This is a genomic window from Novosphingobium sp. B 225 (genome assembly GCF_002198665.1).
In the GTDB taxonomy this organism is placed as follows: Bacteria; Pseudomonadota; Alphaproteobacteria; order Sphingomonadales; family Sphingomonadaceae; genus Novosphingobium.
In genome coordinates, this window is record NZ_MWLM01000046.1 from 1 (window position 1) to 17886 (window position 17886).

The window sequence follows — 17886 nt, forward strand, 5'->3', positions numbered from 1 at the left end:
TCCGCCCCTACGGGGCACCTCCCCCAGAGGGGGAGGATTTTCTGGGTCGCGCTCATAGTGTCCACTCCGGATAGTCCTTGGCCCATTGGGCTTCATTCTTGTGGATCCACGCCTGCGCAGATCCCTTGGCCAGATCGCGCACCCGGCCCATGTAGCTGGCGCGTTCCTGCACCGAAATCACGCCGCGCGCCTGCAGCAGGTTGAACAGGTGGCTGGCCTCGATCGCCTGATCATAGGCGGCGAGCGGAATATCGGCTGCGATGCAGCGCTGGCATTCGGCCTCGGCGGCCTGAAAGCCTTTGAACAGGCTGTCGGTATCGGCGATCTCGAAATTGTATTTCGACATTTCCTGCTCGTTCTTCAGGAACACCTCGCCATAGGTTACCCCGGCGCTGTTGAACTTGAGGTCATAGACGTTGTCGACGCCCTGGATGTACATCGCCAGCCGTTCCAGACCGTAAGTCAGCTCGCCCGCGACCGGCTTGCAATCGAACCCGCCCATCTGCTGGAAATAGGTGAACTGGCTGACTTCCATCCCGTCACACCACACTTCCCAGCCCAGTCCCCAGGCGCCCAGCGTGGGGCTTTCCCAGTCATCCTCGACGAACCGGATATCGTGCAGCAGCGGGTCGATCCCGATTTCGAACAGGCTGCCCAGGTACAGCTCCTGAAAGTTTTCCGGGCTGGGCTTCATGATCACCTGATACTGGTAATAGTGCTGCAGCCGGTTGGGATTTTCGCCATAGCGCCCGTCGGTCGGGCGGCGGCTGGGCTGGACATAGGCGGCGTTCCAGCTTTCCGGGCCCAGGCTGCGCAGCGTGGTGGCCGGGTGAAACGTGCCCGCGCCAACGCGCATGTCATAGGGTTGCAGGATCAGACAGCCCTGCGCGCTCCAATAATTGTGGAGGCGCAGGATCATGTCCTGGAAAGCAAGCGGCTGCGAGGTCTGGCTCATGGCCTCGGCCTTTGGCGCAGCGGCCTTAACCGGTCAATATCCGCTTTCGTTCATCGACGGGCCGGAAAGCTGCGGTATAGGAGGCGGCATGAAGCGTTCGTTCCGCAGTTTCGCCGCGCCGCTGGCGCTTGTTCTGGCCCTGCTGGCCGGCCCCGCCCCGGCCCAGCAAGGCCTGCCCGCACCGCAGGCGGTGGTGGCCGTGCCCGATCCGGGGCTGGCCCGCCCGGCGCTGTGGAAAGTCGCGGATGCGGACACCACGATCTATCTGTTCGGCACGATCCACCTGCTGCCCAAGGGTGTCCAGTGGTTCGACGGCAAGCTCGCCAGCGCCTTTGCCGAGGCGGGCGAGCTGGTGACTGAAATTCCCGAAGTGGTGCAAAGCGAACAGCAAGCCGTGGTGATGAAACGCGCCATGCTGCCCAAAGGCCAGCAATTGCGCGCCATGCTGACCTTGAAAGAGCGCACCAAATACGATGCGACGATGAAGCAGTTCGGCCTGCCCGTCACCGCGTTTGACCGCTATAAGCCGTGGTACGCAGCGGTGGTGCTGGCAACGATGCCGCTGCAGCTGAAAGGCTATGATCTGGAAAGCGGGGCCGAAGCGACTTTGGCAGAGCACAACAAGGCCAAGGGCCACCCCCGGATCGGGCTTGAAACGCTGGATTATCAGCTCTCGCTGTTCGATGCTTTCCCGCGCAAGGTGCAGAAGACCTATCTATTCGAAGTGATCGAGGCGCTGCCCAGCCTGGACAAGGACGTGGGCGAGATGGTTTCCGCCTGGCAGCGCGGCGATGCTGCGAAGCTGGCCGATCTGATGAATGCCGAGGAAGACGATCCGGCGATGATCGAAGCCCTGCTGATCAACCGTAACAAGGCCTGGGCCCGCTGGATCAGGACCCGGCTCGACCGGCCGGGCACCGTGTTCGTCGCGGTGGGTGCTGGCCATCTGGGCGGCAAGGGTTCGGTGCAGGACCAGCTCGCCAAAGCCGGGGTGCAGAGTGCGCGGCTTCAGTAAGGGCTGCGCCGCGCTGGCAGTGCTGCTGCTGAGCGCATGCCAGCCTGCGGAAAAAGTGACCCCGGCCCTGTGGCAGGTCGATGGCCCGGGCGGACAGCGGGCCTGGCTGCTCGGCACGATCCATGCGCTGGAACGCCCGGTGGACTGGCGTTCGGCCAAAGTCGATACGGCGCTGGCCGGGGCCGACCGGGTGGTGCTGGAAGTGGCGCGGATCGATGATACGGCGGGGATGGCCATGGCCTTTGCCGCGCTTGGCACTGCACAGACCTCCGTGCCGCTGCGCAGCCGGGTCCCGGCCCATGCGCTGGCAAATTATGACCGCTATCTGAAAAGCTATGGGATCGATGAACAGGCGCTGGCCGGGCAGGAAACCTGGTCTGCGGCCTTGATCCTGGCCCAGGCCGCACAACAGGCCCAGGGCAGTGAGGCCGAAAACGGCGTCGATCGCGCCGTGGCGCAGGCTGCGGGCCGCCGCCCGGTCGAGGAATTCGAAGGCGCGGATACCCAGCTCAAGATCTTCGATGCCCTGCCCGAGGCGGAACAGCGCGATTTGCTGGCCGCAGTTGTCAGCGCAAGCCGTGAACAGAATGCCCGTGAAACCCGCGCGCTGCGGCAGGCCTGGGCCAAGGGCGATGTGCAGGCCCTGACGCGCGAAACCCAAAGCGGTCTGCTGGCCGATCCCGAATTGCGCGCGGCCTTGCTGGTGGGGCGGAACAAGGCCTGGACCGGACAGGTCTTGGCCATGCTGCGCCGGGGCCAGCGCCCCTTCGTTGCGGTCGGCACGGCACACCTTGCCGGGCCCGATGGCCTGCCCGCCATGCTCGCGGCCGGTGGCTACCGGGTGACGCGGCTGCAATAAGGTTGCATTTCCGGCGCATTGCCGCTAACGGCCCGCCCTTCGCGTGCATGGTCATCCCTGGAGGCGTGGCGCGATAACAGTTGAAGCATCCGTTTTGAAAGGCACATGCAATGAGCGATACGCTGCACCTGCCGGCCGAGACGCGGACACAGGCAGGCAAGGGAGCCTCCCGTGCACTGCGTCGTGAAGGCCGCGTCCCCGCCGTTATCTATGGTGGCAATGAAGAGCCCCTCGCGATCCACGTTGAGGAAAAGCTGCTGCGCAAGCAGCTGGGCACTGGCCACTTCCTGAACTCGGTCGTCGAGATCGAAGTCGGCGGCAAGGTTGTGAAGACCCTGCCCAAGGACGTTGCCTTTCATCCCGTCACCGATCGCCCGCTGCATGCGGACTTCCTGCGCCTGTCGGCCAATGCCAAGGTTCACGTGGAAGTGCCGGTCAAGTTCATCAACGAAGCAGCCTCGCCGGGCCTCAAGCGCGGCGGTGTGCTCAACATCGTGCGTCACGAACTGGAACTGGTCTGCGAAGCAGACAAGATCCCCGACGACATCATGATCGACGTGACCGGGTTCGAAGTGGGCGATTCGATCCACATCAGCCACGTTTCGCTGCCGGCCGGTTCGGTCAGCGCGATCACTGATCGTGACTTCACCATCGCCACCATCGTTGCCCCTTCGGGTCTGCGCAGCGAAGAAGGCGATAACAGCAAGGCCGAAGGCTAAGCTGATCGGTTGACCGGGGCGGTCCGCCGCCCCATCACAGGCCGGGCCGCAGCAATGCGGCCCGGCTTTGTATTGGGAGGAAGCGCGTGCAGCTTTGGGTTGGCCTTGGCAATCCGGGTCCGCAATATGCCATGCACCGGCACAATGTCGGCTTCATGGTTTGCGATACCCTGGCCGACGTCCACGGCTTTGGCCCCATCCAGAAGAAATTCCAGGGCTGGCTGCAGGAAGGCCGGATCGGCGGCGACAAGGTGCTGCTGCTCAAACCCGCGACCTATATGAACGAAAGCGGGCGCGCCGTGGGTGAAGCGCTGCGGTTTTACAAGCTGGGCACCGAAGCGCTGACGGTGTTTCATGACGAGCTTGATCTGGTTCCCTTCAAGGTCAAGGTAAAGCAGGGCGGCGGCACCGCCGGGCACAACGGCCTGCGTTCGATCGATCAGCACCTTGGCGCCGACCCTTCGACTGGGCTCAGGGCAGGTTTCCGCCGGGTCCGGCTGGGTATCGGCCATCCGGGGCACAAGGACCGGGTGACCGGCCACGTGCTTGGCAACTATGCCAAGTCCGAACTCGATCCACTCGCCGACATGCTGGGCGCGATTGCGGCCGAGGCCGACTGGCTGGCCAAGGGTGATGACGCCCGGTTCATGAACGAAGTAGCGCTGCGTCAGCAGGATTAGCGGCGCAGCGTCAGGCGCTGGCGCAGCGCCGAAACTTCCTCATCACCCGGCAGCCTGCGTTCCAGTTGCACCACCAGCGGTTCAAGCTGGGACCATCTGCCGAGTTCGGCCAAAGCCAGGGCCCGGTTGCTGAGCACCGCCAGATTATCGGGATAAAGCCCCGCGGCGCGATCAAGATAGGCCAGCGCGCGGTCCGGCTGCTTTCGAGCCAGCGCGATTTCACCGCCGGTGAGCAAGGTTGCCAGACCGGCATCGCCGCCCTGTTCGGCCTTGGCCTGCATCGCTTCGGCGCGGGCCAGATCGCCGCGGATCAGTTCCAGCCGTGCATAGTCGGCATAGACCGCCGCGCTGCCGCCTGCGGCGATTCCCGCATCCAGATGCGCCGCCGCCGCCCCCAGATCGTTCAGTTGCAGCCGCGCTGTGGCCTTTAGCCGTTCGCCTTCGGGGGAATGATCGCCGCTGAGCAATTCCAGCACCCGCTCCGACTGCCGTTGCACCAGCGCCTGTGCTGCCTCTGGCTGTTTGGCCGCCGGATCAGCGCGCTGGCAGGCCGCCAGGATCAACAGGGCAATCAGGACAGGCACGCAGCGCATGGCGCAGGTTTAACCAATCTTGCCGCGCAGCGCGAGGGTTGCGGCGCATTATCCAGAGGCGCGCATTAACCACGAATTCTGTCGGATGATTTTACAAGCTGGATGCGCGGTATGCGCCGTTAACCACCGCATCCCGCGCAAATCGGCATTTGGCACGGCGATTGCGAAGAACGGTGTCAACCTTGATCTTCCAAATGGGGGTAAATGACCATGAAGCGCACTCTGATCCTGCTCACCGCTCTTGCCAGCGTCTCTGCAATCTCGGCTCCGGCCTCGGCGCAGCTGCGCCACAAGCACTACTGCAACTGCGGTGACTCGACGGGTACGTCTTACTGCGGCGGCACCACCACCACCACTTCGGGCGGCACCACGACTTCGTCGGGCGGCACTTCGGTTCCGGAACCCGGCATGCTGGGCCTCCTCGGCCTGGGTCTGATCGGTGTTGGCGCTGCGCGCCGCCGTCAGCGCCGCGCCTAAGCGTTCAAGACTTTCTGGTCCCGAAAGTCAGCAACAGGCCGTCGCCGGGTTAACCGGCGGCGGCCTTCGCTTTTTCCTGCAGCGCGAGATAGGACTGATTGCGCGAATCAAAGCTGAGTGCCCGGGTGATCAAGGCTGCGGCACGCGCGCTATCCCGTCCGGCTTTGACCCGGGCATAGGCAGCGGCATACATCAGTTCGGCATTGTCGGGATCATCGGCCAGCGCGGTGTCTGCCGTGGTGATTGCCAGATCGTGCTGCCCGGCATCGCTCGCCGCCAAAGCGGTGCGGCGCGCCAGCTCCGGATCGGAACCGAACCGCGCCAGTTGCAGGTACAATTGCAGCGCGGCAGCCGGATCCTTGCGGAATTCAGCGCCCTGGGCCTGGCCTGACAGGCGTTCCTGTTCGGCAAATTCGCGCGATGCCAGCCGTGCGGTGATCGCCGCCGCAGCGGGATCGTCTGCCGCCTTGGCCGCCTGGGCTGCGAGTTCCAGTTCCGGCCGCCCTGCAAAAGGCCCCGCGATGGCCGGCATCATGGTCTGATAGGCGCTGTCGGCCTCGCCCGTGGCGATCAGGGTTTCGGTCAGCATCATCCGCACAAAGCGGTTCTGTGGCTGGGCCTGCAGCGCCTTGGTGAACATCGCGCGGGCCTGTTCGGTTCGCCCGATCCGCAGCAGGGCCTCCGCATATTTGAGTCCTTCTCCGGTGGTCGGATCAAGTTCCGCCTCGTCACCTTGCAGCAGATCGGTGATCTTCTGCCATTTGCCCTGTTCGGAATAGATCGTCAGCAGCAATTCCCGCACCGCCGGATCGCCGGGCGCAATCTTGGCCGCTGCTTCTGCATAGGCCGCAGCTTCGGGCACTTTCCCGGCAAAGTCCTGTAAAGTGCCCAGCGCTACCAGCGGTTCGGCGCGGAACGGATAGCGCGCGGCGGCGCTCTGGTAATATTTGACGGCCAGGTCGCGGCGGCCATATTTTTCCGACAGCATTCCACCGGTCATCAGGGTGGCCAAGGCATTGGGCTGAGCCTTGCGGATCACGTCAAACTGGGTGCTCGCCCCGGCCAGATCGCCCGAGCCGATCAGGAAACGCGTGAAATCAAGGCTGAGGCGATAGTTCCCGCCAGCGGCCAGACCGCTGCGAAAAGCCGCAAGGGCGCCTTCGGCATCCTGCTCAGCCACCCGCTGCGCCGCGCGGATGCGCCAGGCATCGGGCGTGTTTGCGGTGCCGAGTAAGGCTACGGCCTCATCCCCCCGCCCGCGCAGCAACAGCGCTTCGGCCTCCATCCACAACAGCGCCGGATCCTTCACCCCGATCGCACGCAGCCGCTCCACCGCGTTTTGCAGACCCTCCCCATCGCCCAGCAGCAGCTGGGTGCGGGCCAGCAGCCACAGCATGTCGCGGTTGCGCGGATCGTCCTTCAGCGCCTGGCCAAGCTCGGTTTTGCTGGTGAAGTAGTCTTCCTTGGCAAAGGCCTGCTGGGCCATGGCGAAATGCTCCGCCGGGCTGGTGCTGCAGGCAGACAGCAAGACCGCGCCGATCAGCGGCAGGGCAAGGCGGGACAGGCGCTTCATCGCCGCCTGTCTAGCGCCAAGGGCTGAAATTTCAGTGAAAGCCTGCAGTCTCGCCATCGGGAGGTGCTGCGGCTATGAGCGCGCGATGCAACGTGTGCTGGTGATCGGTTCCCCGGGGGCGGGCAAGTCTACCCTGTCGCATCAGCTGGCGGCGGTGACCGGGCTGCCGCTGTTCCATCTTGACCGGATGCACTGGCTGCCCGGCTGGATCGAGCGTGACCGCGACGAAGGCCGGGCCGAGCTGGCGGGCGTGCTGGCGCAGGATCGTTGGATCATCGATGGCAACTATGGCTCTGTTCTGCCGATGCGGCTGGAACGGGCCGATACGGTGATCTGGCTCGACTATCCGACCTGGCTGTGCCTGGGCCGCGCACTGCGGCGCTGGTGGCAGTACCGGGGCGCGGCGCGGCCGGACATGACCGAAGGGTGCCCTGAGCGGCTGAACCTGGAATTCCTGCATTACATCGCGGTGTTCCGCCGCACCTGGCGCGCTCGCAATGCGGCGGCTCTGGCCGGGTTCGGCGGCACCGTTCTGCGCATGAAAGGCCCTGGTGCGACTGCGGCCTGGCTTGCCGCGCTATAGCCCCCTCGCCAAATGCCCCTGCCCCCGCTATGGGCCGCGTCAAAGCTGTTTCCGGAGTAATTTATGGGATTTCGTTGCGGGATCGTTGGCCTGCCCAACGTCGGCAAATCGACGCTGTTCAACGCACTGACCGAAACGCAGGCGGCGCAGGCGGCGAACTATCCGTTCTGCACGATCGAACCGAACGTCGGCAACGTCGGTGTGCCCGATCCGCGGCTTGATGAACTCGCCCGGATCGCGGGCAGCCAGAAGATTATCCCGACCCAGCTCGGCTTCGTCGACATTGCGGGATTGGTGCGCGGGGCCAGCAAGGGCGAAGGGTTGGGCAACCAGTTCCTGGGCAACATCCGCGAAGTGGACGCGATCGTCCACGTGCTGCGTTGCTTCGAGAACGACGACATCCAACACGTCGACAACAAGGTTGATCCGATCTCGGACGCGGAAACGGTGGAAACCGAACTGATGCTGTCCGACCTCGAAAGCCTGGAAAAGCGCGTCCCCGCCGCCCAGAAGAAGGCCGCACAGGGCGACAAGGAGGCCAAGCTGCTGGTTTCCGTGCTCCAGCCTGCGCTGGATCTGCTGCGCGAAGGCAAGCCGGCCCGTCTGGCCCGGCCGAGCGACGAGGAAGAGCTGCGCGTGTTCAATCAGGCCCAGCTGCTGACCGCCAAGCCGGTGCTCTATGTCTGCAACGTCGAGGAAGAGAGCGCCGCCAATGGCAACGCCTTCTCTGCCCGCGTGTTTGACAAGGCCAAGGCCGAAGGCGCCAATGCCGTGATCGTGTCCGCCGCGATCGAAAGCGAGCTGGTGGGGATGGAAGCCGAGGACCGGATGGTGTTTCTGGAGGAAATGGGCCTCCACGAAACCGGTCTCGCCCGCGTGATCCGCTCGGGCTATGATCTCTTGCACCTGATCACGTTCTTCACCGTCGGCCCCAAGGAAGCGCGCGCCTGGACCGTGCATCAGGGGGCCAAGGCCCCCGACGCGGCGGGTGAGATTCACAGCGACATGCAACGCGGCTTCATCCGCGCCGAAACCATCGCCTATGCCGATTTCGTCGGCCTGGGCGGCGAAAACGCGGCCAAGGAAGCGGGTAAGCTGCGCCAGGAAGGCAAGGAATATGTCGTGCAGGACGGCGATGTCATGCACTTCAAATTCAACGTTTGATCCCTATCTGGTGGCGATGAGATACGCCCTCTTCGCCCTGCTGACCGCCAGCGCCGCGCCAGCCTTTGCCCAGGATCATACCGGCCATGACATGGCGGGCATGGAATCGATGCCGGGAATGGACCATGGCGCCATGGCCGCCGCGCAGGCCAAGGACAAATGCGGACGCGTGCTCGCCCCCGACTTTTCCGATCCCGAAGGCACCAGCGACATCATGCTCCCCGCCGCGTGCCTGCCCGCCGAAGGGTCAGGCACCGCGCGGCTGCCGTTCTGGAATGATGGCCGCTATGGCGGAATGCATTCGAACGGCCTCCATCTGATGAGCGGCAAATGGATGCTGATGGCCCACGGTGCGGTATCGGCCCAATATTCCAAGGCCACCGGCCCGCGCGGCGATGACAAGGTTTACGTTACATCGATGGCGATGCTGATGGCCCAGCGTGATACCGACTGGGGCCGCGTGCAGCTGAAATCGATGCTTAGCCTGGAACCGGCGATGGACGCGGCGGGCTATCCCAACCTGTTTGCCACGGGCGAAACGGCGGGCGGTTTGCCATTGGTAGACCGGCAGCATCCCCATGACCTGTTCATGGAACTGGCCGCGCGGGTCGATGTGAACGCCGGGCCAGGCAGCCTGTTCCTCTATGGCGGCCCGGTGGGCGAACCCGCGCTGGGCCCCAGCGCCTTCATGCATCGGGCGTCCGCCAGCTATAACCCCGAACCGCCGATCACGCATCACTGGTTCGATTCGACCCACATCACTTATGGCGTGATCACTGCCGGCTATGCGGCAAAGACCTGGCAAGTGGAAGCCAGCGCTTTTCGCGGGGCTGAACCCGACGAGCAGCGCTGGAATATTGAAACGCCCAAGCTGGATAGCTGGTCGGTCCGGGGCACGCTCACCCCCTCGCCGCGCTGGGCCTTGCAGGCCAGTTACGGCGAGATGAAACAGCCCGAGGCGACCCATCCCGGCGAAAACGAACACCGCTTTACCGCATCTGCGCACTATGCCGATCCCCGCGGGTTCAGTGCCATGGCCGCGTTCAGCGCCAAACAGCGTGTGCCCGGTGCAACACTGAGCGCCTGGCTGGCCGAAGCGAACTGGAATCTGGACCGGGCCAATACCCTGTTTGGCCGGTTCGAGAATGTCGCCAATGATGAACTGTTCCCCGATCACCACGATCCGCTGCACGATGTGACGTTCCGGGTCAGCAAGTTCCAGCTTGGCTATGCCCGCCGCATTCCGCTCGGCCGGTTTCAACTGGCGCTTGGCGGCAGTGGCAGCCTTTATGCCAAACCGGCAGCGCTTGACGCGGCCTATGGCAAGTCGCCAATGGGCTATACGCTGTTTGCAAAGCTGAAATTGGGGAACTGACGGATGGGTGACGGGCTGGTCTATTTCGAGGATCTGGAAATCGGAACCAAAGCCAGCTTCGGGCATTATGCGGTGACCCGCGATGAAGTGATCGAATTTGCCACCAAGTATGATCCCCAGCCCTTCCACCTGGATGACGATGCGGCGGCGCTGACCCATTTCGGGCGGCTTTCCGCCAGCGGCTGGCACACCTGCGCCATGGTGATGCGGATGCTGGTAGATAACATGACCACCCGCAAACAGGCGGGGCTCGGCTCTCCGGGGCTGGACGAATTGCGCTGGCTGAAACCGGTCTATCCGGGCGATGTGCTGCGGATAGAAACCGAATTGCTCAGCAAGAAGCGCAGCCAATCCCGCCCGGAAATGGGCAGCATGCAATCGATCGTCCGGGTGTTCAATCAGGACGATGTGATGGTGATGAGCATGCATTCAATCGGGCTGATCCAGGTGCGAAATCCTTAGATCCTGACCATTTGCGGCATTCGCCAGATATCGAGAGGATCTGGCTCTATACACATGCGCCAGCTCCACCAAAGTCAGCCCATAAACGGTAGCGTACACCACTCAAAAGCGGACTGGTTCCATTGCGCGATGGGCGCAAATCAGACCCCCAACCAATCAAGACCGGATGGCAGTGCCTCCGCCGCGAAGTCCACTTGCAGGACTCTCCTACTTGCTGGCGACAAAGCTGCCTCGGACGCGTGCAAGATTGGCGTTGCGTAAAGCCAAACGTCCCCCGCTTCGGCGGTGCAGGTTGCCTTACCACATCGTCTTACTATCTCCCCGACCTCGCGGACCGCTATTCGCCCAAAGGTGTGAGAACCCGGAGCGATAAGGAGCGGTGCGTTCGTGGCAGGCACGTCATCAAGATGCGCCCGCAGCGTGACCATTCGCGTCAGCAGTTCAAATGGCGGCGCAACATGGATCATGCCGCTCTTTACGGTCCACGGTCCAAAGCCCGGAGCCTCTCGCTTCTCCTTCACGCAGATCGTTCGGTCTTGATGCCAACCAAGCGACCAGTTTGTTTCGGGCGACTTATTAAAAAGAATAGCCCTGACCGGTCGCGCAGTCGTTCCCAGCACATTTGCGGCGATGGCGCCAATGCATCCGTCGCTGTCCAGAAGTGGTCTAAGCGACTTAATTCCGTGAAGGCGAACTCCCGCTTCGTCTTTAGGAAGCGCAACGAGCGCTGCTTCCAAGGCGGCAAAGCAGGGTTTGAGCGCACCTCTAAAAAGTTGCGCTCCGCAGGTAACAAAATCAGTGATCAAGCCATCATCCCTAGTTCGTATAACCCATTCACTTCCGCCCAAACAGCTTCTCAATATCCCCATGCGCCAGCTTCACCCAGGTTGGCCGCCCATGGTTGCATTGGCCCGAACGCGGGGTGACTTCCATTTCGCGCAGCAGCGCGTTCATTTCCGCGACGGACAATACCCGCCCGGCCCGCACCGATCCGTGGCAGGCCATCGTCGCCAGCACCAGATCAAGCCGTTCGCCCAGCAGCAAGGCCGCGCCGTTTTGGGCCAGATCGTCGGCCACGTCGCGCACCAGCGCCTGGACATCGCCTTTGCCCAGCACCGATGGCACCGCACGCACCAGCATGGCGGTGGGGCCGAACCGTTCCAGCACAAGGCCAAACTCCGCGAAACCTGCGGCGGCGCTTTCCAGGCGGTCGCAGTCCGGTTCGTCCAGCTCGACCACTTCGGGCAGCAGCAGCGCCTGACTTGCTGCCATCTTGCCCTGCGCGCCCGCCGCTTTCAGGCGTTCGAGCACAAGCCGTTCGTGCGCGGCGTGCTGATCGACCAGCACCAGCCCGTCTTCCGCCTCGGCCACAATATAGGTTCCGGCAACCTGCCCGCGGGCCACCCCCAGCGGGTGCTGCGCGGCCGGTGCGGGCGCATCTTCAACCGTTTCAGCCCGGCCAGAAGGCGGTGCCATCAGCGCCTGTTCGTGTCCGCGCCAGACCTGTCCGGCATCGCGCAGGCTATTGGTATCGCGCCCATATTCGCGCGCGAACAGCGATGACAGCGCCGGGGCGACCTCGCCAGAGCGGGTGATCGGTTCGGCCTGCCAGTTCGCCATGGCCGGAGCCGCCGGGGCCTGAGCGCTTCGTTGCCCTGCCCCCTCCAGCGCGTGGCGCAAGCCCGAAACGATGAACCCGCGCACAAATGCCGGATCGCGAAAGCGTACTTCGGTTTTGGCGGGATGAACGTTTACGTCCACTTCCTCCGGCGGAATGTCCAAAAAGAGCGCCAGCACTGCGTGGCGATCGCGCGCCAGCATATCGGCGTAGGCCCCGCGCACCGCCCCAACCAGCAACCGGTCCTTCACCGGACGGCCATTGACGAACAGGTACTGGTGATCGGCCACCCCGCGATTGAACGTTGGCAGCCCGGCAACCCCGGTCAGCCGGGCGGGCCCGCGTTCGAGATCGATGATCACTCCGTCAGCGGCAAGTTCGCGTGCCACCAGTTGCGCCACCCGGCTGGCCAGGGCATCGCCGGGCTGCACCGCCAAAACGCGGCGGCCATCGTGTTCCAGCACAAAGCCGATTTCCGGCCGAGCCATGGCCAGGCGGCGCACCACATCTAGGCATGCGGCATATTCGCTTCGGGCCGAGCGCAGGAATTTGCGCCGCGCCGGAACTTTGCCAAACAGGTCCTCCACCCGGATCCGGGTGCCGGGCGGCAGGGCCGCTGGCCCTTCCCCGCCAAAGGCTCCGTGATCGACCATCCGCCGCCAGCCCTCGGCGCTGCTGCGCGGGCGGCTTTCGATGGTCAGCCGTGCAACGCTGGCGATCGAAGGCAAGGCTTCGCCCCGAAAACCCAGCGAGGCGACCAGTTCGATATGCTCGTCCGGCAGTTTTGACGTGGCATGGCGTTCCAGCGCCAGCGCCATGTCCGCCCCGCTCATCCCGCAGCCGTCGTCGGTCACCTCGATCCCGTCAAGCCCGCCGCCGGTCAGCTTGATCGAGATCTGGCGCGCCCCGGCGTCGATCGAATTTTCGACCAGTTCCTTCAGCGCCGAGGCAGGGCGTTCCACCACTTCGCCGGCGGCGATGCGGTTGACAAGATTTTCGGGCAGGCGGCGGATTATCGGCACGCGTGGACCCTAGCGACGAGGCGGGAGAAATTCGAGGTCAGCAGCACGTAATCCCCACGGATTTCGCACTATTTTTTGGCCTTTACGCATTGCCCCTGCTAATGGGGCGCCTTCCATGGTCAACACCCGGCTTGCGGGCGCGCTGAAGGGTGCGCTAAGTAGCTGAGATATATACGGAATATTCAATGGCTTCGTTCCTGTCGCGATTCTTCAAATTCGGTTCCCAGAACATGGCGATCGACCTGGGGACGGCCAATACGCTGGTCTATGTCCAGGACCGCGGCATCGTCCTCAATGAACCCTCGGTTGTGGCGATCGAAACGATCAATGGGGTCAAGCGGGTCAAGGCCGTCGGCGATGACGCAAAGATGATGATGGGCAAGACCCCGGACAGCATCGAAGCGATCCGCCCGCTGCGCGACGGCGTGATTGCCGACATCGAAATCGCCGAAGAAATGATCAAGCATTTCATCCGCAAGGTGAACGGCAAGCGGACCAGCATGTTTTCGCCGCCCGAAATCGTGATTTGCGTGCCTTCGGGCAGCACTTCGGTTGAGCGCCGCGCGATCCGCGATGCGGCCAGCAATGCCGGGGCGAGCCAGGTTTACCTGATTCTGGAACCGATGGCGGCTGCGATCGGCGCAGACATGCCGGTGACCGAACCGGTCGGTTCGATGGTGGTCGACATCGGCGGCGGCACTACCGAAGTCGCGGTGCTGTCGCTGCGCGGGCTGGCTTATACCACGTCGGTTCGCGTCGGCGGGGACAAGATGGACGAAGCGATCGTTTCCTATGTTCGCCGCCATCACAACCTGCTGATCGGTGAAGCTACGGCAGAACGGATCAAGAAGGATTATGGCACCGCCGTGGTCCCGGCCGATGGGGTGGGTGAAACCATCCAGATCAAGGGCCGCGATCTGGTCAACGGGGTGCCCAAGGAAATCTCGATCACGCAGGCCAACATTGCCGAAGCCCTGTCTGAACCGATCGGTGCGATCGTTGAAGGCGTGCGGATCGCGCTGGAAAACACCGCGCCCGAACTGGCCGCCGACATTGTCGATCAGGGCATTGTCCTGACTGGCGGCGGTGCGCTGATCCACGGGCTGGATGATTACCTGCGCGAGGAAACCGGCCTGCCTGTCAGCATCGCGGAAGATCCGCTGTCCTGCGTCGCGCTCGGCACCGGCCGCGCGATGGAGGACCCGGTCTACCGCGGCGTGCTGATGACCGCCTGAATGAAGCTGCCTGGCAACATCGGGTTCCGGCCCGGCGCCGGGTGCAGGGAGTAAGGCCGGCATGGCGCCGCCCGCTAACCGGCGTCCGACCTATTCGCGGCGGGCGCAGTACGGTACATTCATCCGCTATGTGGTTGCCTTTGCGGGGCTGTTCGCGGGGGTTTTGCTGCTGATCGTCTCATTGGGAGACGGCGCGTCCTTTGCCGGGATGCGCGGCGCGGCCAGCGATGTTGTGGCCCCCGCCGGACAGGTTTCCGCCAAGAGCCGGGCCGAAACGCGCGGCTTGCTGGCCACGATCGGCGGCTTCTTCACTTATGGCAGCCGCGTGGCGCGGATGGAGCAGGAACTGGACGCCGCGCGCGTCGCCCTGGCCGAAGCTGAGGCGCTGCGCAGGGAAAATGCTCAGCTCAAGGATCTGGTCAAACTGTCACAGGTTGATCCGCGTGCGCTGGTCGTGACCCGGCTGATCGGATCGACCGGATCGAGCACCCGGCGCTTTGCCACCCTTGGCGCAGGCGCGCAGCAAGGGGTGCGTCCGGGGATGCCGGTGCGCTCGCCCGCCGGACTGGTCGGGCGGGTGCTCGAAACCGCGCAGTCCAGCGCGCGGGTGCTGCTGATTACCGACAGCGAAAGCATCGTGCCTGTCCGCCGCGCCAGGGATGGCGTTGCCGCCACCGCGATCGGCAAGGGCGACGGGACGATCCAGCTCAAGCTGATTGCCCAGGGGATCAATCCGCTGAAGCCCGGCGATGCGATTGTCACGTCGGGATCGGGCGGGCTGTTCTGGCCCGATACAGCCTTTGCCGTGGTTGCATCGCTGACCCCGGACGGCGCCATCGCGCGTCCGCTCAGCGATCCGGGCAGCACCAATTACGTTGAAGTACAGCCGGTCTGGATCGAGACCGCGATCCCCGGCGCGATCCCCGCCGAGCCTGCGCCCAGCGGAGGCAAGTGATGCCTCTGACCCTGCCCGCCGCGCTGCGCGAACTTGGCAAACGCCGGATCAATCGCGTGCCAAGCCCGGTGCTGGCCTGGTCGGTCCCCTGGTTGCTGGTCATGATCGGTTCGTTGTCACCCTTGCTGCCGCTGATCGCATCGGCCCCGGTGGTGCCGCCGATGGGCTTTCTGTTCCTGATTGCCTGGCTGCAATTGCGGCCCGGGCTGTTTCCGGTGTGGGCGGGACTGCCGCTGGGCCTGTTCGATGACCTGTTCAGCGGTCAGCCGTTTGGCAGCGCGGTGCTGATCTGGTCGATCGCGGTGATTGTGGTCGATTTCGTCGAGACGCGGTTCCCCTGGCGCGGGTTTGCGCAGGACTGGCTGCTGGCCGCGGCGGCCTTTGCCGGATGCCTGCTGGGCGGGCTGGTTCTGGCGAATATGGCCGGGGGATCGAGCGGAGTGTTGACGATCGTGCCGCAACTGATCGTCTCGATTTTTGCCTATCCCCTCGCCGCGCGTCTGGTTGGCGCGCTTGACCGGTTCCGCCTGATCCCGATCCGCGAGCTGTGATGCTTGGCGAAACGAAACACGTCAGTTCCGGCACGCTGCAGAACAGCTTTGACCGGCGCAGCATCCTGATTGGCGGCTTGCAGGCCTCGGTCGGGGTCCTGCTGGCGGTGCGGCAGGGCTGGATCGGGCTGGTCCAGAACGAGAAGTACCAGCTGGCGGCGGAAAGCAACCGGGTCAACCTTACCCTCATTCCGCCGCGGCGCGGGGCGATTGTGGATCGCAACAATGCTCCCCTCGCCACCAACCGCGCCGATCTGCGGATCGACATCATCCCCGAGCGTCTGGTCAACAAGGACAAGACGCTGGGCGAACTGGGTGATCTGCTGGGGCTGGATGCGGTTGCGCGGCAGGATCTCAGCGATCGGCTTGACAAGGCGCATGGCTTTCAGCCGGTCGAAGCGGCGGCCGGCCTGCGCGACGAGCTTTACAACCGGGTGCTGGTGCGCCTGCCGGACATGCCGGGTGTAGTGGCCCATCTGGGCTTTTCACGCTGGTATCCCACCGGACCTTCGGTGGCACACCTGATCGGCTATGTCGGCCCGGCATCGGCTGCGGACTATGAAAAGGAAAAGAACCCGCTGCTGATCACCCCCGGGTTCAAGATCGGCAAAGACGCGCTGGAAAAGTATTATGAGACCAGCTTGCGCGGAACGCCAGGTGCCCGCCGGGTTGAAGTGACCGCCAGCGGCCGTCTGGTGCGCGATCTCGATTCGCGTGATGACGTGCCCGGCCAGCCGCTCAAGCTGACGATCAGCGCCCCCTTGCAAGACTATGCCGCGCGCCGGATCGGGCTGGAATCGGCGGCGGTGGTGGTGGTTGATTGCCAGACGGGCGGTATCCTTGCGCTGACATCGATGCCGGCCTTCGATCCCAACAATTTCGTTGGCGGGATCGGGCGGCTGCAGTGGAAAATGCTGAACGAGGATGATCACATCCCCTTGCTCAACAAGGCGGTGCGCGGGCTCTATCCACCCGGGTCGACGATGAAGCCGATGGCGACCCTGGCCTTGCAGCAGCACGGGGTCGATCCGGAAGAGCGGATCAACTGCCCTGGCGGTTACCGGCTCGGCAACCGGTTTTTCCGCTGCGATGCGGTCCACGGTTCGGTCGATATGCGCACCGCGATCGAACGCAGCTGCAATACCTATTTCTGGGCCATGGCGCACCGCGTAGGCTATGATGCGATCGCCCCCGTTGCCAAGCTGCTGGGATTGGGGCAGGAATTCGACCTGCCGGGCACCTCTCAGCGTTACGGCACGATCCCCGATGCGGCCTGGAAAATGCGGCGCTACAAGCAGGAGTGGAGCGCGGCGGATTCGCTCAATGCCTCGATCGGTCAGGGCTATGTCTCGGTCTCTCCGCTCCAGCTGGCAGTGATGACAGCGCGGATCGCGTCGGGCAAGAACCTGCAACCGGCGCTGCTGTTTGGTCATGAAAAGCCGCCTGGTCCAGCGCTGCCCTTTACTGCCGAACAGTTGTCCGTGGCGCATGACGGGATGTTCCGCGTGGTCAACGGATCGGGCACGGCCACCGCCAGCAAGCTGCCGATCGAGGGTATCAGGATGGCCGGCAAGACCGGCACGGCCCAGGTCCGCGCGCTGACCACGCGCGGCGGAGGCGGGGCATGGAAAGGCCGGGATCACTCCTTGTTCGTCTGCTATGCCCCGGCCGATGCGCCGCGCTATGCGATGTCGGTGATAGTAGAGCACGGCACTTTCGGAGCCCGCGCCGCCGCGCCGATTGCGCGCGATGTGATGACCTTCCTGTTTGATCCGGCCAAGGCGATGGACACCCTGACCCAGCTCGAAAAGGGTTGGGGCGGCACTCCGACCCAGCGCATGGAAGCCAAATACCGCGGTTATGTTGCGCAGGTTGGCACGGGCGCGCCAAAAGTGGGCGATGATGCCGCGGTCAAGGCTTCGATCAGCGCTGCGGACAATGCCGAAACCCAGATCACGCCGGGCCCCAATGAACAGGCCGAACACCGGCCCGAAGAGCCTGATAGTGGCGCAGCACCTGCCGCCCCAACCCTTTTCGAGCTGGGTCAGGG

At 64.1% G+C, this 17886-nt stretch carries 18 protein-coding genes; 13 read left to right on the top strand and 5 right to left on the bottom strand.

The genetic code is table 11. The features are described from left to right. Positions 1-52 precede the first annotated feature (52 nt). On the bottom strand, positions 53-955 hold the full coding sequence (locus MNBBLIKP_RS08000; protein WP_088309251.1) for a glycine--tRNA ligase subunit alpha: 903 nt from the start codon (positions 953-955) through the stop codon (positions 53-55). 88 nt (positions 956-1043) lie between these two features. On the opposite strand from MNBBLIKP_RS08000, the gene MNBBLIKP_RS08005 reads away from it, so the two are divergent. The 4 genes from MNBBLIKP_RS08005 (at position 1044) to pth (ending at position 4228) form a co-directional block, all read left to right on the top strand. After that, on the top strand, positions 1044-1970 hold the full coding sequence (locus tag MNBBLIKP_RS08005) for a TraB/GumN family protein (protein ID WP_140420551.1): 927 nt from the start codon (positions 1044-1046) through the stop codon (positions 1968-1970). Continuing rightward, entirely contained in the window at positions 1954-2829 is an 876-nt protein-coding gene (locus MNBBLIKP_RS08010; protein WP_254912963.1) for a TraB/GumN family protein, read from the top strand. Before MNBBLIKP_RS08005 ends, MNBBLIKP_RS08010 begins: the two co-directional genes overlap by 17 nt. Before the next feature lie 110 nt (positions 2830-2939). After that, positions 2940-3548, top strand: a complete 609-nt coding sequence (locus MNBBLIKP_RS08015; protein ID WP_088309255.1) for a 50S ribosomal protein L25/general stress protein Ctc — start codon at positions 2940-2942, stop codon at positions 3546-3548. 86 nt (positions 3549-3634) lie between these two features. Then, on the top strand, positions 3635-4228 hold the full coding sequence (pth, locus tag MNBBLIKP_RS08020) for an aminoacyl-tRNA hydrolase (protein ID WP_088309257.1): 594 nt from the start codon (positions 3635-3637) through the stop codon (positions 4226-4228). On the opposite strand, the gene MNBBLIKP_RS08025 is transcribed toward pth, so the two are convergent. Beyond that, entirely contained in the window at positions 4225-4821 is a 597-nt protein-coding gene (locus MNBBLIKP_RS08025) for a tetratricopeptide repeat protein (RefSeq protein WP_088309259.1), read from the bottom strand. The genes pth and MNBBLIKP_RS08025 overlap by 4 nt on opposite strands. 210 nt (positions 4822-5031) lie before the next feature. On the opposite strand from MNBBLIKP_RS08025, the gene MNBBLIKP_RS08030 reads away from it, so the two are divergent. Continuing rightward, positions 5032-5298, top strand: a complete 267-nt coding sequence (locus MNBBLIKP_RS08030) for a PEP-CTERM sorting domain-containing protein (RefSeq protein ID WP_140420553.1) — start codon at positions 5032-5034, stop codon at positions 5296-5298. 49 nt (positions 5299-5347) lie between these two features. Here the strand turns inward: MNBBLIKP_RS08030 and MNBBLIKP_RS08035 are convergent, their stop codons facing one another. Continuing rightward, positions 5348-6871 carry a tetratricopeptide repeat protein gene (locus tag MNBBLIKP_RS08035; protein WP_088309263.1) on the bottom strand — a complete coding sequence of 508 codons (1524 nt, stop codon included), beginning with the start codon at positions 6869-6871 and terminating at the stop codon, positions 5348-5350. 85 nt (positions 6872-6956) lie between these two features. Here MNBBLIKP_RS08035 and MNBBLIKP_RS08040 point away from each other — a divergent pair, with 85 nt between their 5' ends. The 4 genes from MNBBLIKP_RS08040 (at position 6957) to MNBBLIKP_RS08055 (ending at position 10455) form a co-directional block, all read left to right on the top strand. Continuing rightward, complete coding sequence (locus tag MNBBLIKP_RS08040) at positions 6957-7454, top strand: topology modulation protein (RefSeq protein ID WP_088309265.1); 498 nt, start codon at positions 6957-6959, stop codon at positions 7452-7454. Between the two features lie 63 nt (positions 7455-7517). Next, positions 7518-8618 carry a redox-regulated ATPase YchF gene (gene ychF, locus MNBBLIKP_RS08045; RefSeq protein WP_088309266.1) on the top strand — a complete coding sequence of 367 codons (1101 nt, stop codon included), beginning with the start codon at positions 7518-7520 and terminating at the stop codon, positions 8616-8618. Positions 8619-8634: 16 nt separating this feature from the next. Next, positions 8635-9993: a hypothetical protein gene (locus MNBBLIKP_RS08050; protein ID WP_254912964.1), complete on the top strand. Its 1359-nt coding sequence runs from the start codon at positions 8635-8637 to the stop codon at positions 9991-9993. Positions 9994-10008: 15 nt separating this feature from the next. After that, positions 10009-10455: a MaoC family dehydratase gene (locus tag MNBBLIKP_RS08055; RefSeq protein ID WP_088309283.1), complete on the top strand. Its 447-nt coding sequence runs from the start codon at positions 10009-10011 to the stop codon at positions 10453-10455. Positions 10456-10595: 140 nt separating this feature from the next. Here MNBBLIKP_RS08055 and MNBBLIKP_RS08060 read toward each other — a convergent pair whose 3' ends face one another. Both MNBBLIKP_RS08060 and mutL read right to left on the bottom strand, forming a co-directional pair. Then, positions 10596-11324, bottom strand: a complete 729-nt coding sequence (locus MNBBLIKP_RS08060; RefSeq protein WP_088309268.1) for a phytanoyl-CoA dioxygenase family protein — start codon at positions 11322-11324, stop codon at positions 10596-10598. After that, positions 11290-13095 carry a DNA mismatch repair endonuclease MutL gene (gene mutL / locus MNBBLIKP_RS08065; RefSeq protein WP_088309270.1) on the bottom strand — a complete coding sequence of 602 codons (1806 nt, stop codon included), beginning with the start codon at positions 13093-13095 and terminating at the stop codon, positions 11290-11292. The genes MNBBLIKP_RS08060 and mutL overlap by 35 nt, the downstream gene beginning before the upstream one ends. 185 nt (positions 13096-13280) lie before the next feature. On the opposite strand from mutL, the gene MNBBLIKP_RS08070 reads away from it, so the two are divergent. From MNBBLIKP_RS08070 to mrdA, 4 genes are all read left to right on the top strand, one after another. Further along, positions 13281-14330, top strand: a complete 1050-nt coding sequence (locus MNBBLIKP_RS08070) for a rod shape-determining protein (protein ID WP_088309272.1) — start codon at positions 13281-13283, stop codon at positions 14328-14330. Positions 14331-14391: 61 nt separating this feature from the next. Next, a complete protein-coding gene (mreC, locus tag MNBBLIKP_RS08075) occupies positions 14392-15285 on the top strand; it encodes a rod shape-determining protein MreC (RefSeq protein ID WP_088309274.1) in 894 nt (297 codons plus the stop codon). Continuing rightward, positions 15285-15836, top strand: a complete 552-nt coding sequence (locus MNBBLIKP_RS08080; RefSeq protein ID WP_088309276.1) for a rod shape-determining protein MreD — start codon at positions 15285-15287, stop codon at positions 15834-15836. The genes mreC and MNBBLIKP_RS08080 overlap by 1 nt, the downstream gene beginning before the upstream one ends. Next, a partial coding sequence (gene mrdA, locus MNBBLIKP_RS08085; RefSeq protein WP_088309278.1) for a penicillin-binding protein 2 occupies positions 15836-17886 on the top strand: 2051 nt, incomplete at its 3' end. The genes MNBBLIKP_RS08080 and mrdA, both read left to right, overlap by 1 nt.